Source organism: Caulobacter mirabilis (genome assembly GCF_002749615.1).
Lineage (GTDB): Bacteria > Pseudomonadota > Alphaproteobacteria > Caulobacterales > Caulobacteraceae > Caulobacter > Caulobacter mirabilis.
In genome coordinates, this window is record NZ_CP024201.1 from 3,375,847 (window position 1) to 3,388,923 (window position 13,077).

Consider the following 13,077-nt stretch of genomic DNA (forward strand, 5'->3'; position numbering starts at 1 on the left):
ATATTTCCGGCTTATGCGCCGGTTCTCGAAGAATGTGCTCGGTATCTCGGGGCCTTGATCCGATGTATCGTCGGCGAAACGCGATCTGCCCGAAGGACATTCGACGAATGCTCGACGACATCGACCGGCGCATGCTGCGCGTGCTGCAGCAGGACGGCCGGATCACCAACCAGGACCTGGCCGCCGCGGTGGGCCTCTCCCCCGCCGCCAGCCACGATCGGTTCCGGCGCCTGCGCGAGCGCGGCTACATCACCGGCTTCGCCGCCCTGCTGGACCCGGAGAAGATCGACCGGGCGCTGCTGATCTTCGTCGAGATCCAGCTCGACCGCACAACGGCCGACACCTTCGAAAGGTTCGCCGCCACGGTGAAGCGGACCCCGGAGATTCAGGAATGCCACATGGTGGCGGGCGGCTTCGACTACCTGATCAAGGCGCGGGTATCGGACATGGCCGCCTACCGGGCGTTCCTAGGGGAGACCCTGGTGAACCTCCCGGGCGTGCGCGAGACGCGGACCTACGCGGTGCTGGAGGAGGTGAAGAATACGGTGGTGCTGGGGGTGTAGGTCGCCGTGATGACGATGCCGATCGGAACCGTCGACTTGGAAGCGGCGCGCCGGTAGGCCGCCTCGGCTTCTCGCTGGTCGGCGACAGTCAGCTGCTCGAAACCTGCGAGAAAGCTCGCTCGTTCCTTGGCGCCGCGGGCGCACCATCGTTCCCAGTCAGGGGTGCGGCCATCGAGAGACGCACGCCGCCTCATCCATTCGGCCAGGTCGTCTAGTTCGGATGCCGCCTGCCAGTCCGTCCTGCCAAGCTGGTCCTCCAAGCAGAACTTCCACCACCAGGCGAAGATGCTGCCAAACAGATCAAGCACGACCTGATCGCATAGCCGATGACACCTGAGCATTACGGCCAATCTCTCGTAGAACCTGATGACCGATCGATGCGCGTGGCGCGGATCTTCCCCGGACGGTCGAGGCGCCTCTCCCAGTTCGGCGAAGCTCAGCAGCATCCGCGTCTTCAGATAGTCCCGCGCATCGTTCCGCGCGGTGACCAGCGCCGGGCCGTTGAACTCGTTGAAGAAGGACATCGTGGTCGCCCAGCGTGTCTCGGCCGCATGCGCCCTGAAGGTGAAAAAGCCTATCGCGGCCGCGCTGACGACGCCGATGAAACCTCCGACCAACGCCGCATTGAGTTCTTCAGTCATGCCCACCCCGCCCGAGAACGACGTTATACAAACTGACGCCGCCAGAGCCAGCCTCCGCCGTCGCAAGGATCATTCGAAGCCGTCGCTCGGAACCTTGACTGACCCGGTTCGTCCGGTGCGCCGGCATCCATGAGATCGAAGGACGGGTCCCCCTGCACTGAAAGCGGAACCGTGCGCGGCAGAGCCGGTGAAGCGATCGCCTGAAATCCAGGCGCGCCACCTGGTCCCCGGCGGCTTCGGCGGCCTACCGGACGTTTCTAGGCGGAACGTGGCCCTACGCCGCGCCGGAAGAGGTCCAGAACACGGTGGTCACGAGGGTCTGCCGGGAAGCGCCCGCCCCTCCCCCAGGTCAGTCGACGAACCCCCGCACGATCAGGTCGACATAGGTCTCGCTGTCCGCCCAGCGGTACTCGCTGACGGTCACGAGCATATGGACGATCCCGTTCAGCGCGCACAGCAGCGCTTCGCCTTCCCGAAGGTAGTCGCCGCCGGGATCGCCCCGGGCCGCGGCGATCAGCGGCGCGAAGCGGGCGTAGGACGCGACGACGTCGGTTTCCTCGATGAACCAGGGATCGTCCTCGTGCTCCCGCCGGTCCTCGATCATGAACACCATCCGGTAGCGGTCCGGGAACCTCAGCCAGTACCCGACCAGGGCGTTCGCGACCTTCCTGAGCCGTTCCTTCGGGTCGGCCTCACTGGCGACCGCGGCGTCCATCTCCGCGGTCAGCGGATCGAAGGCCTGCGACCAAAGCGCACGAATGATGGCTGTCTTGCCCGGGAAATAGCCGTAGAGGGTCATGGTCGGAATGCCGGCGCGGGCAGCGATCGCCCGGATGCTGAGTCCGGCCACTCCCTTGGTTTCAAAGAGTTCGAGCGCAGCCTCCAGGACGCGCGCCCGCCCCTCTTCCTGGCGTTGGCGTGGGGTCGCGCGGAGCGGCTGGCGCATCGATCCTCCTGAAATCGTACTTGTACGAAAGCGCTTGACGCAGTCCGTACAAGTACGAATAACCACGTTCGTACAAGTACGAGCCGGATAACAACCAAGCCCGGCCGGGTCTAGTCCACAGGGAGGGTTAGATGAGGAACCGTCAAAGACAATCGAGCCGGGAAGCCAGCCTTTCCCGCAGAGCAGCGCTGGGCATGGCGGCGGCGGGGGCCGCCGGCCTGACCACCCTGCCAGCGGTCTCCCAGGCCGCCGCAACCGGAGCCAGGACCGTCGACGTCGTCATCGTCGGCGCCGGTTTCGCGGGCCTGACCGCCGCCCGCCAGCTGCGCGCCGCCGGGCGCAGCGTCGTGGTCCTGGAGGCGGACGACCGCGTGGGCGGACGCACCAAGGCCGGGACGGTCGCCGGCGAGACCGTCGACCTTGGCGGCCAATGGGTCGGCCCGGCCCAGACCCGCCTCCTGGCCCTGGCCAAGGAGTTCGGCGTGGCGACCTATCCGCAGTACGACAAGGGCCAGAACCTTATCGACATCGCCGGCCATCGCGCCGCCTACGAGGGCGAGACGCCGGCCCTCGATCCCGCCGCCATGGGCGAGTTCGCCGAGGTGATCGGCAAGATCGAGACCCTGTCCGCCGCCACCTCGATGCCGCGCCCGTGGGAGGGGGCGGCGGCGGCCGAGCAGGACGCCCAGACCATCGAGAGCTGGCTGCTGCTCAACGCCAAGTCCCCGGCCGTGCGGTCGGCGATCCGGCTGCTCGTCCGGGCGGTCTTCTCCGCGGAGACCAGCCAGATCTCCCTCCTCTACTTCCTCGCCTACGCTTCGGCCGGCGGCGGGTTCAGCGCCCTCATCGCCACGCGCGGCGGGGCCCAGGACTCCCTGTTCGACGGCGGCGTCTGGCAGCTGGCGGCCCGAATGGCGAAGGATCTCGGCGCGGCCGTGGTCCTGAACGCCAAGGTCGAGTCGATCGCCCAGGACGGAACCGGCGTCACCGTCACCACGAACACAGGCGCCTGGCGAGGCCGCTATGGGGTGGTCACCGCGCCCCCCGCCCTCGCCTCGCGCATCGACTACACGCCCGCCCTGCCGGCCCGGCGCGACGGCCTCACCCAGCGCATGCCCCTGGGCTGCGTGATCAAGACCCACATCGCCTATTCGCGCCCGTTCTGGCGTGAGCAGGGCCTGACCGGATTGGTGCTGTCCGACCGGACCGAGTTCGGCCCCTGGTTCGACCACTCCCCCCGTCACGGGACGACCGGCTCGCTGGTCGGATTCTTCGACGGCGGCCCGGCGCAGCGCTGGGCGGACCAGCCGCCGGAAGCGCGGCGCGACCGGGTCCTGAAGGACATCGCCCAGTACTTCGGCGACGCCGCGCTGTCGCCCATCGACTACGTCGAGGAGGTCTGGACCCGGACTCCGCTGCATCGCGGCGGCTATGTCTCCGTACCAGGCCCCGGCGTCCTGACCGCCTTCGGCCCCGCGCTGTTGGAGCCGGTCGGCCGCATCCACTGGGCCGGAACCGAGACCGCCGAGGCCTGGGCCGGCTACATCGACGGCGCGGTCCGTTCGGGCGAACGGGTCGCCGAGGTGGTGGGGGCGTTGCTCTGAACGCCCTCCGCACCGCGTCCTAGACCGCGACCACCAGCTCCCGATAGCGGTCCTGCCGCTTCGGGTCCTTCACCGGCGCGGTGGTGATCAGCTCGATCCCCGGCCAGCGGTCGGCCACGGCGTCGAAGGCCAGCTTGGCCTCGTAGCGGGCCAGGGCCGAGCCGATGCAGAAGTGCGGCCCCGCGCCGAAGGACAACAGCGGGACCGGCATCTTCCGCTGGATGTCGAAACGGTCGCCGTCCTCGAACACCGCCGGATCGCGGTTGGCGGCGCCCAGGCCGACGCGGACCGTGTCGCCGGCCTTCAGCACCTTGCCGCCCAGTTCTACGTCCTGCGTGCAACGCCGGTTGGTCGAGGTCGACTGGGTCGGGTGGTGGAAGCGCAGGATTTCCTCGACCGCCCCGTTCAGCAGCGAGCGGTCGGCGACCAGATCGCGCCACTGGTCCGGATGCGACAGCAGCAGATACAGCCCGCTGGAGATGAACCGCTCCGTCGTCGTGCCGGCGGCCGTGTAGATGGTGCTGATCGCCGAGGAGAGCTCCCGCTCGGTCAGCCGGTCGCCGGCCTGCTCCAGCGCCAGCAGCTCGCTGATCAGGTCGTCCTTGGGCGCCGCGCGGCGCCGCGCGATCAGCTCGCGCATGAAGGTCCCGACCCAGCGGCCCGCCTCCACCGCCTCGGCCCAGCTCTCGTCCGAGGTCTTGGGCTGCATCAGGGCGGCGGTGCGCTCGAAGGCGGTGCGGAACTGGTCACGGGCCTCGCTCGGGATGCCGATGATCTCGCTGGCGACGATGATCGGCACATGAAAGGCGAAGTCGGTGATCAGGTCGAAGCGGCCCCTACGCCCGGCCTCGTCGAGCAGGCCGTCGACCACCTCGCGGATGCGGCCCTGGCGCTCCTCGATGTTGCGTTTCGAGAAGGCCGAGACGACCAGTTGGCGGATGCGGGTGTGGTCCGGCGCGTCCATCTGGTTGAACGACTGGGCCAGGGACTTGGAAAGCCCCTGCTCGCTCTTCGATTGGCCGCCCTCGCCGCCCGCCTTGGCCAGAGGATTGGCCCCGCCCCAGCCGGCCGCCATGCTCGAGAACCGCACCGGGTCCTTCAGGACCTCGGCGCAGTCGGCGTAGCGGGTCAGGAACCAGAAGCCGTGCCGCGACCAGTGGACCGGATCCTCCGCCCGCAGCCGGTTGAGCGTCGCGACCGGATCGTTCTCGAAGTCGTAGGCGTAGAGATCCGGCTGAAAGGCCCCCGCCGTCTCGATGGTCCCGTCCATGATCGTTCCCCCGTCTTTCGGCGGATGATCGATCAGGCGCGGCGGAACGCCAAGGGCTCTAAGGATTGTTGGCGCCGCCTTGCGTCCTTCGACAGCCATGCTACGCATCCAAGGTTGTCTTGCGTTCGCCTTCAACATCGAGGGGAATTGTGATGCATCGCCTGCTTCGGCCCGCCCTGGTCGCCAGCGCCGGCCTGGTCCTCGCCAGCTTCGCGCCCCTGCCCCGCTTCTCGGCGGCGACGCTGGAGGCGCTGGACCCCAGCCGGATCGCCGAGCAGGTCTGCGGCGAACGACGCGCGGGTTCGCCGCTGACGCACAACCTGCTGTTCGCGGCGGCGGTCGCCGCGCCCGCCAGCGCCGGCCGGACGATCCCCCTCTATCCCGACCTGACGACCTCGCCGTTCCCGGTGTCGACGCGCGACGCCCAGGCGCGGCGCTATTTCAGCCAGGGTCTTCTGTTGGCCTACGGCTTCAACCACGCCGGCGCTGTGCGATCGTTCCGCGAGGCCCAGCGGCGCGACCCGACCTGCGCCCTGTGCTGGTGGGGCGAGGCGCTGGCGCTGGGGCCGAACATCAACGCGCCCATGGACGACCGGGACCGGGCCGCGGCGCTCGACGCCATGGACCGGGCGATGGCCCTGCGCGCCAAGGCGACGCCGATGGAGCGGGCCCTGATCGAGGCCGTCGCGCGGCGCTACGCCCGCGACCCGAAGGCCGACCGCGCCGCTCTGGACGCCGCCTACGCCGACGCCATGCTCGATGTCGCGCGCCGATTTCCCGACGACGACGTCGCGGTCCTGGCCGCCGACGCCGCGATGAACACCACGCCCTGGAACTACTGGGCGGCTGATAAGAAGACCTCGATCGGCCGCGCCGGCGACGCCGTCCGCCTGGTCGAGGCCGTGCTCGCCCGCAATCCGGGCCACGTCCAGGCCGGGCATCTCTACATCCACCTGATGGAGGCCGCCGATCCTGTGCGGGCGGAGGCCGCGGCCGATCGGATGTCCGGCCCGTCGGCGACGCCCAGCGCCGCGCATCTGGTCCATATGCCGGGCCACATCTACCAACTGCGCGGCCGCCACGCCGACTCCATCCGCGTGAACGTCGCCGCCGCCCATGCGGACGAGGCCTTCCTCCGCAGCGCCGGCGACCAGGGCCTGGTGCGGTATGGCTACTATCCGCACAACATCCACTTCATCGTCACCTCTGCGCAGATGGCCGGCGACATGGGCACGGCCGTGCGCGAAGCCCGACGGCTGAGGACGGTGCTCGACCCCGCCACATCGGAACGGATCGCCTGGATCCAGGCCATCGACGCCGCGCCCTATCTGGCCATGGCGCAGTTCGCCGAGCCCAAGGCCATCCTGGCGCTGCCGGCGCCCGACGCGCGCCTCCCCTACGCCGCGGTCATGCGCCACTATGCGCGGGCGGTCGCCTACGCTCGGCTCCGCGACCGCGCCGCCTTCGACGAAGAGCTGTCGGCGATGGAACGGCTCAGGGCGTCGGGCGCGTTGAAGGGGCTGATCGACCAGGGCATGCCGGCGGCAGACCTGACGGCGCTGGCCGAACTGGCGGCGCGAGGGCGGTTCGCCGCGGCGCTGGGCCGCCATGACGAGGCGATCGGCTTCTATCGGCAGGCGGCGGCGATCGAGAGCCGCATCCCGTACCAGGAGCCGACCTACTGGTACTATCCGGTCAAGCAGTCGCTGGGCGCGGCGCTGTTCCAGGCCGGCCGCTACGACGAAGCCGGCGAAGCCTTCCGCGCCGTGCTGATGCAGACGCCGAACAACGGCTGGGCGCTCTATGGCCTGAGCCGCAGCGAAGCGGCCCAGGGCCGTCAGCTGGAGGCCGCGGCGGCGCGCAAGGCGCTGTCGAAAGCCTGGCTCGGCGACGTGCGCTGGCTGCGGATGGACCGGCTCTAGCGGCCGAGGTCCAGCTTCACATCCACCGCCAGCCGCAGCTGGGCCTGGACGACCGAGGCCGGGTCGCTGTTGACGGCCAGATTGCTCAGCGAAGGCGACAGGCTCCGCGTCGATCCGTCGAGCGTGATCCGCAACGCGACGCCGTCGTCCCGGCGAACGATCGAAACGGCCCGCGCAGGCGCCGCGCCGGCTGTCGCGCCGGCCAGTTCCTCCATCGGCAGAGGCTGAAGCGGCGGACTTTCAACCGCAGCGTCCGCCGACCCCAGCAGCGTCAGAAGAAGAAGAGCCGCCTGCATGCGCGCACCCCCGTGTAGAGCCGGCAGGATGAAGGCGGGACGTTAGGAATGGGTGAGCGGCGGCGATCGGCCCTTACGCCGGCCTTATGGTCGCCGCCGCCATCGGTATCGAGCGCTTATGCCCCTCGACGCTAGAGTGCAGGTCCTGGAGGAGGCGACGTGAACCCCGCGCGCCTCGACATCGAACATTATGGACCCCCTCATGGCTAAGCCCCGGAGCGCCGTCAGCAGCGCTCGCATCTTCGCGACGATCTGTATCGGGCTGTTCCTTTCCGTCGCCGTCGGCGCCGCCCGCGCGCTGTCCGCGGAAGGCGGCCTCGGCCGGGAGCTGGCGCCGGTGCTCAACGCCATCGGCCTTCCCGCCTGACGGCATGCCGGCCTCCCGGGCGTCAGATTTCGACCTGGCTGCCCAGCTCGATGACCCGGTTCACCGGAAGGGCGAAGGTCGTCATCGGCGTATCGGCGTTGCGCGCCATGGCCGCGAAGAGCTGCTGACGCCAGAACGACATTCCAGGTCGACGCGTCGGAATAATGATCTGCCGGCTCAGGAAGTAGCTCGTCCGCAGGGGATCGATCCGCTCGCCACGCTCCGCCAGCAGGCTCAGGGCTTGCGGAATGTCCGGCTGCTCCATGAAGCCGAAGCGCAGCCGCACCCGGGCGAGCCCCTTGCCGATTTCACTCAACTCGACCCGCCGCCGAAGCTCCACCGTCGGCGTCAAGCTGGTCTCGACGGTCAGCAGATAGATCCGTTCGTGCAGGACGTGGTTGTGCTTCAGGTTGTGGAGTAGAGCGGCCGGAACGCCTTCCGGGCTGCTGGTCAGATAGACCGCCAGGCCGGGCGCGCGCATGACCTTGTCGGCCGAGGCCAGGAAGATCTCGGTGGGCAGGGCGCCCTCGGCAAGCTCCGCGGCGACCAGGGTGCGCCCGCGCCGCCAGGTAGCGAACAGCAGCATCAGGATCAGCGCGACCGTCACCGGCAGCCAGCCGCCGTCCATGAACTTGGTGGCCGAGGCGGCGAACAGTCCGAGATCGATCAGCAGCAGCAGACCAAACAGCGGCGCCGCCCAGATCAACCGCCAGCGCCAGATCCGGAAGATCACGAAGCCGATGATCAGGGTGGTCAGCACCATCGTCGCGGTGACCGCCAGGCCGAACGCCGCCGCCAGCGCGGACGAGCTTCCGAAGCCGAGCACCAGACCGACCACCGACAGGAACAGCAGCGCATTGACCGCCGGCGCGTAGATCTGCCCCCGGGACGCATCCGATGTGTGCAGGATCCTCATCCGCGGCGCATAGCCGAGCCGGACCGCCTGCTGGGTCACCGAGAAGGCGCCGCTGATGATCGACTGGCTGGCGATCACCGTCGCCGTCGAGGCCAGGATCAGAAGCGGGATCAGGCACCAGCTCGGCGCCATCAGATAGAAGGGCGAACTGATCGCCTCCGGGGTTCGCAGCACCAGGGCCGATTGACCCGCGTAACACAGCAGCAGGGCCGGAAAGACCAGGGCCAACCAGGCCCGGGCAATCGGCTTGCGGCCGAAATGCCCCATATCCGCATAGAGCGCCTCGGCGCCGGTGACCGCCAGGACGACGGTCCCCAGGGTGAAGAAGGCCCGGAGCGGGTCGCCGACCAGGAAGCCGACGGCATAGGCCGGATTGATCGCTTTCAACACCATCGGGTTGAGGGCGACCTGCCAGGCGCCCATCACCGCGATCACCACGAACCAGGTCAGCATGATCGGGCCGAAGAGCGCCCCGAGCGCTCCCGTGCCTCGCCGCTGGATGAGGAAGAGACCCGCGACGATCGTCAAAGTCAGGGGTATCACCGCGCTGGACAGCCGTTGGTCGAGGAGGCTCAGGCCCTCGACGGCCGACAGGATGGAGATGGCGGGTGTGATCATCGCGTCGCCATAGAAGAGCGCCGTGGCGAGCAACGCGGCCGCCGCGATGGCCGGCAAGGCCGGGGACTTGGGCTTGATGCGTTCGATGAGGGCGAGCAATGCGAAGCTCCCGCCCTCGCCGCGGTTGTCGGCGCGCATGGTGATGAGGACATACTTCACCGTCACCACCAGGATCAGCGCCCAAACCAGCATCGACAGGACGCCGAGCACATGGGTCGCGTCGAGCGGAAGACGGTGATGCCCCACGAAGCTCTCTCGGAACGCGTAGAGCGGACTGGTGCCGATATCTCCGAAGACGACGCCTGTCGCTGCGAGCGCGAGGCGCCAAGGGCGCTGATCCGATCTCATGAGGCGGCCCTATCGAACCTTTCCGAACGGCGTGGCGGCGCGACCTTGGAGACCGCAGGATCAGCACGGCTGGCCAGGAAGGCAAGCCGCCCCCTGTCTCGGCTTACGGGAAGAGCCGCTCCAGCCAACCGGCCGCCCGCAGCGCGCCGACCCGCGCGCGGGATACCGGCGCGGTCAGGCCGCCCTTGAGCTTCAGGCGCAGGTTTCGGCCGTCCTCGACGGCGCCCTCGACCGCGTCTCGCGCCACCCACCAGGAGCGGTGGGTCTGCATCCCCTCCAGGTCGCCCAGCCCGGCGACGGCCTGGCCCAGCGACATCAGGACCAGCGCCGAACCGCCGGGGGTGTGCACCCGGACGTAGTGATCCTCCATCTGCAGACACAGCACCTCGCGGCCCAGTCCGCGGGGCAGCCGGTCGCGCGGATCGGCGCTGTCGGGAGAGGAAACCTCCTCGACCGCTTCCCCTCTCGACGCTTCGCGCCGCAAAGCGGCGGCGACCCGCCACAGGACGAGACCGCTGACGAGGGCGCTGATGATCAGGCACTGGCCGTACCACTCCAGCCAGCCCACGCCGCCGGCGCCCGACAGGATCCGGTCCACCAGCAGCCGGGTGATCGCCGCGATCGGGATCGTCAGCAACGCGACCGCCGCCGGCCCCCAGGCCCACAGCGGCCAGCCCTGCCCCGCCGCCATCCGATAGAGGTTCGATAGCGCCAGGCCGAACAGCAGCCAGCCGGCCCACAGGCTGACGGTCCAGTAGACGACCCGCTGGATCAAATCGCCGCTCAGGTAGCTGCCGAAAGGGCCGATGACGCCCAGGACGACGCCCAGCGTCGTGGACAGCACGAAGGCCGCGGCTAGCGTCGACAGTGGTTTGCGGGTCCCCGACTCCATGACGCCACTCTAGCGCACCCGCTCGCCGGCTGGCGCGCCCGTTCGCCCGTTCGCGAAACCCGTGTGGCGCAAGGCCCCGGGGAAACCCCAGACGGGACGAACCGACACGCCAACCGGAGCCCTTCCGTGATCACCGCCTTCGTTCTCGCCGCCGTCCTGGGCGCCGCCGCCCCCTCCGCCGCCGTCCCCTCCGTCGCCTCCCCCGCTCCGTCGCCCGCCGCCGCGACCGCGGTGTCCTTTCGCGCGATCAGCGTTCCCGATGGCGGCGGTCCGCCGATCGAGGTCGGGGTCTGGAGCGTCGGCGACCTGGCGGCCGGCCAGGGCCGCAAGCTGATCGTCATGTCGCACGGTTCGGGCGGTCATTTCCGCGGCCAGGAGGACACCGCCCGCGCCCTGGCCGCGGCAGGCTATGTGGTCGCCAGCCTGACCCACGGCGGCGACAACTGGCGGGACAGCAGCCGCGCCGCCGACATCGCCGAACGCCCCCGCCAGTTTACGATGGTGATCGACCACATGCTGAAGGCCTGGGACGGCCGCCCCGCCCTCGACCAGGACAAGGTCGGCGCCTTCGGCTTCTCCGCCGGCGGCTTCACGGTGCTGACGGCGGCGGGCGGCGAGCCGGACATGACGCGCATGTCCGGGCACTGCCGCGACCATCCCGACTTCTTCGACTGTCGCCTGGTCTCCGCGCATCCCCCGAGCGCCCTGCCCAAGACCTGGAGCCACGACTCGCGTATCGCCGCCGTGGTCGCCGCCGCGCCCGCCCTGGGCTTCACCTTCGACCGCGCCCGCCTTGCTGGGGTGCGCCAGCCCGTACAGCTATGGCGGGCCGAGAAGGACCAGATCCTGCCCAGTCCGCTGTACGCCGAACCTGTCCGCGACGCCCTGCCCCGGCCGCCGGAGTATCTGGTGGTCGACGACGCGGGCCACTTCGACTTCCTGCCGCCCTGTTCGGAAAGACTGGCCGCCCAGGCGCCGATGATCTGCGCCCCGACGCCGGGCTTCGATCGGGCGGCCTTCCATGAGCGCTTCAACCGCGAAGTCGTCCGATTCTTCAGGGCCAACCTGTAGTTGGCGGAGCCCCGAGCTCCTGCAGCAGCCATTCGCGGAAGCGCTTGATCTTCGGCGTACGGCTGCGGTGCTCGGGATAGACGATCCAGTAGGCCAGTCCCAGGGTCGAAACCTGGGGAAACAGCTGGACCAGCCGGCCCTCGGCCTTGTCGGTGCGCCACAGGAAGGGGGTCAGCATGGCCACGCCCTGGCCGGCCATGGCGGCGTGGCCCTCGTTGGCCTGGGAGTCCAGGCGCACGCCGGCCAGCGGCTGCTCGGCGATGTCCGACAGGCCCGCATCGTTCAGCCAGCGCGCCCAGGACGGATCGTGCGGGCTGATCAGCGGCAGCCGGGCCAGGTCCCGCGGCTCGATCCGCCCGCCGCGAGCGCGCAGGAACGCCGGGCTGCACATCGGCGTGAAGTCCTGGTTCAGCAGGCGGATCGCCTCCATCCCCGGCCACTTCCCGTCGCCCGAGCGAACCGCGACATCCACCCCGTCATTGACGAAATCGGCCAGGCCGTTGCTGGCCGACAGGCGGATGGCGATGTCCGGGTGCTGGAGCTGAAAGCCGCCGACCTTCCAGGCCAGCCAGGTGTTGGCGAAGGTGACGGTGGTGGAGACCGACAGGGTGCCTTCGTCGTCGGCGCGCAGCTCGGCGAAGGCGGCCTCGATCTCGTCGAGCCCGCGACCGGCTCCGGCGGCGGCGCGGCGGCCGGTCTCGGTCAGGATCACCCGCTGGCGCTCGCGGCGGAACAGCTTCAGCCCCAGCCGCTCCTCCAGCACCTTGATCTGATGGCTGACGGCCGCCTGGGTCATGCCCAACTCGTCGGCGGCGAGCGTGAAGTTCTCGTGGCGCGCGGCCGCTTCGAAGACTCGGACGGCGTTGAGCGGCGGCAGCGTGCGCATGAGCAGAGATCATAAGCTCAGCTAATTATGTATGTCGATCCTTTCGTTGGCGAAAATCGGCCCGATCACCCATCTTGTAGATGCAAGCGAACGGAGACCTCCCCCATGACCGCCACCGTCCAAATCCGTCGCCCCGCCGCGACGCCCTCGTTCCTCGGCGACGCCGTTTCCAAGGCTATCCAGAGCCTTCGCACGTCCGGCGAGGCCTATGTGCGCCAGGCTTACGACCGTCCCTGGCTGCGCGACTCCGAGCCCCGCCGCGACGCCCGTCGCGGCTGAGCACCAACGCGTTCCGATCGAGGGGCGACGACGCGGCCAACCCGCATCGTCGCCCTTTTGTCATAAATGGAGTTGGGTCAAGCCGCGCCGGGTGCGGCCAGCTTCATACCCACGACGCCGACCACCACCAGCGCCATGAAGCCGTATTGGGCCGGCGCCAGGACCTCGCGGAACAGCACCGCCCCGGCGATGGCCACGCCGACGGCGCCCAGCCCCGTCCAGATGGCGTAGGCCAGCGACGCGGGCAGGCCGCGCATGGCCCAGGCCAGCAGCGCCATGTTGATGAAGCTCAGCACGATCGGGACGATCGAGGCCTGCCAGGTGGCTTCAACGCCCGCCCGCTTGAGGCTGAGGGCCCAACAGATCTCGGTGAACACGGCTACGCCGAGGACGACCCACGCCATCGGATATCTCCTGATGCGGGCTCGTCCTGGGGCGCGGGGCCGGAAACCCGAAAG

The 13,077-nt window shown here is 69.4% G+C and carries 14 protein-coding genes; 6 read left to right on the top strand and 8 right to left on the bottom strand.

All coding sequences use genetic code 11. The annotated features are described in order from the left end of the window. Positions 1 to 107: 107 nt before the first annotated feature. Positions 108 to 563, top strand: coding sequence for an Lrp/AsnC ligand binding domain-containing protein (locus tag CSW64_RS16190; protein WP_099623070.1), 456 nt, complete (start codon positions 108 to 110; stop codon positions 561 to 563). On the opposite strand, the gene CSW64_RS16195 is transcribed toward CSW64_RS16190, so the two are convergent. Next, complete coding sequence (locus CSW64_RS16195; RefSeq protein WP_099623071.1) at positions 515 to 1,204, bottom strand: DUF4760 domain-containing protein; 690 nt, start codon at positions 1,202 to 1,204, stop codon at positions 515 to 517. The genes CSW64_RS16190 and CSW64_RS16195 overlap by 49 nt on opposite strands. Before the next feature lie 349 nt (positions 1,205 to 1,553). Next, positions 1,554 to 2,150 (bottom strand): TetR/AcrR family transcriptional regulator, encoded by a 597-nt coding sequence (locus CSW64_RS16200; RefSeq protein WP_099623072.1) that lies wholly within the window; start codon positions 2,148 to 2,150, stop codon positions 1,554 to 1,556. Positions 2,151 to 2,281: 131 nt separating this feature from the next. Here CSW64_RS16200 and CSW64_RS16205 point away from each other — a divergent pair, with 131 nt between their 5' ends. Beyond that, positions 2,282 to 3,754, top strand: a complete 1,473-nt coding sequence (locus CSW64_RS16205) for a flavin monoamine oxidase family protein (protein WP_099623073.1) — start codon at positions 2,282 to 2,284, stop codon at positions 3,752 to 3,754. A 19-nt stretch (positions 3,755 to 3,773) separates the two neighbouring features. Here CSW64_RS16205 and CSW64_RS16210 read toward each other — a convergent pair whose 3' ends face one another. Further along, positions 3,774 to 5,024 (bottom strand): cytochrome P450, encoded by a 1,251-nt coding sequence (locus tag CSW64_RS16210; RefSeq protein ID WP_172448595.1) that lies wholly within the window; start codon positions 5,022 to 5,024, stop codon positions 3,774 to 3,776. Between the two features lie 152 nt (positions 5,025 to 5,176). Here CSW64_RS16210 and CSW64_RS16215 point away from each other — a divergent pair, with 152 nt between their 5' ends. Next, complete coding sequence (locus CSW64_RS16215; RefSeq protein WP_099623075.1) at positions 5,177 to 6,946, top strand: tetratricopeptide repeat protein; 1,770 nt, start codon at positions 5,177 to 5,179, stop codon at positions 6,944 to 6,946. Here the strand turns inward: CSW64_RS16215 and CSW64_RS16220 are convergent. Then, positions 6,943 to 7,242, bottom strand: a complete 300-nt coding sequence (locus CSW64_RS16220; protein ID WP_099623076.1) for a hypothetical protein — start codon at positions 7,240 to 7,242, stop codon at positions 6,943 to 6,945. The two genes, CSW64_RS16215 and CSW64_RS16220, sit on opposite strands and share 4 nt — an antisense overlap. 202 nt (positions 7,243 to 7,444) lie before the next feature. Here CSW64_RS16220 and CSW64_RS22090 point away from each other — a divergent pair, with 202 nt between their 5' ends. Further along, positions 7,445 to 7,609: a hypothetical protein gene (locus tag CSW64_RS22090; protein ID WP_172448596.1), complete on the top strand. Its 165-nt coding sequence runs from the start codon at positions 7,445 to 7,447 to the stop codon at positions 7,607 to 7,609. 22 nt (positions 7,610 to 7,631) lie between these two features. Here the strand turns inward: CSW64_RS22090 and CSW64_RS16225 are convergent, their stop codons facing one another. Continuing rightward, positions 7,632 to 9,491, bottom strand: a complete 1,860-nt coding sequence (locus CSW64_RS16225; RefSeq protein ID WP_099623077.1) for a potassium transporter Kup — start codon at positions 9,489 to 9,491, stop codon at positions 7,632 to 7,634. A gap of 103 nt (positions 9,492 to 9,594) precedes the next feature. Then, positions 9,595 to 10,383, bottom strand: a complete 789-nt coding sequence (locus CSW64_RS16230; RefSeq protein ID WP_099623078.1) for a LytTR family DNA-binding domain-containing protein — start codon at positions 10,381 to 10,383, stop codon at positions 9,595 to 9,597. A gap of 126 nt (positions 10,384 to 10,509) precedes the next feature. Here CSW64_RS16230 and CSW64_RS16235 point away from each other — a divergent pair, with 126 nt between their 5' ends. After that, on the top strand, positions 10,510 to 11,454 hold the full coding sequence (locus tag CSW64_RS16235) for an alpha/beta hydrolase family protein (protein ID WP_099623079.1): 945 nt from the start codon (positions 10,510 to 10,512) through the stop codon (positions 11,452 to 11,454). Here the strand turns inward: CSW64_RS16235 and gcvA are convergent. Continuing rightward, a complete protein-coding gene (gene gcvA / locus CSW64_RS16240; protein WP_099623080.1) occupies positions 11,438 to 12,340 on the bottom strand; it encodes a transcriptional regulator GcvA in 903 nt (300 codons plus the stop codon). The two genes, CSW64_RS16235 and gcvA, sit on opposite strands and share 17 nt — an antisense overlap. 105 nt (positions 12,341 to 12,445) lie before the next feature. Between gcvA and CSW64_RS22095 the strand changes: the two genes are divergently transcribed. Further along, positions 12,446 to 12,619: a hypothetical protein gene (locus tag CSW64_RS22095; protein ID WP_172448597.1), complete on the top strand. Its 174-nt coding sequence runs from the start codon at positions 12,446 to 12,448 to the stop codon at positions 12,617 to 12,619. Positions 12,620 to 12,696: 77 nt separating this feature from the next. Here CSW64_RS22095 and CSW64_RS16245 read toward each other — a convergent pair whose 3' ends face one another. Then, a complete protein-coding gene (locus CSW64_RS16245; protein WP_099623081.1) occupies positions 12,697 to 13,023 on the bottom strand; it encodes a DMT family transporter in 327 nt (108 codons plus the stop codon). Positions 13,024 to 13,077: the final 54 nt, after the last annotated feature.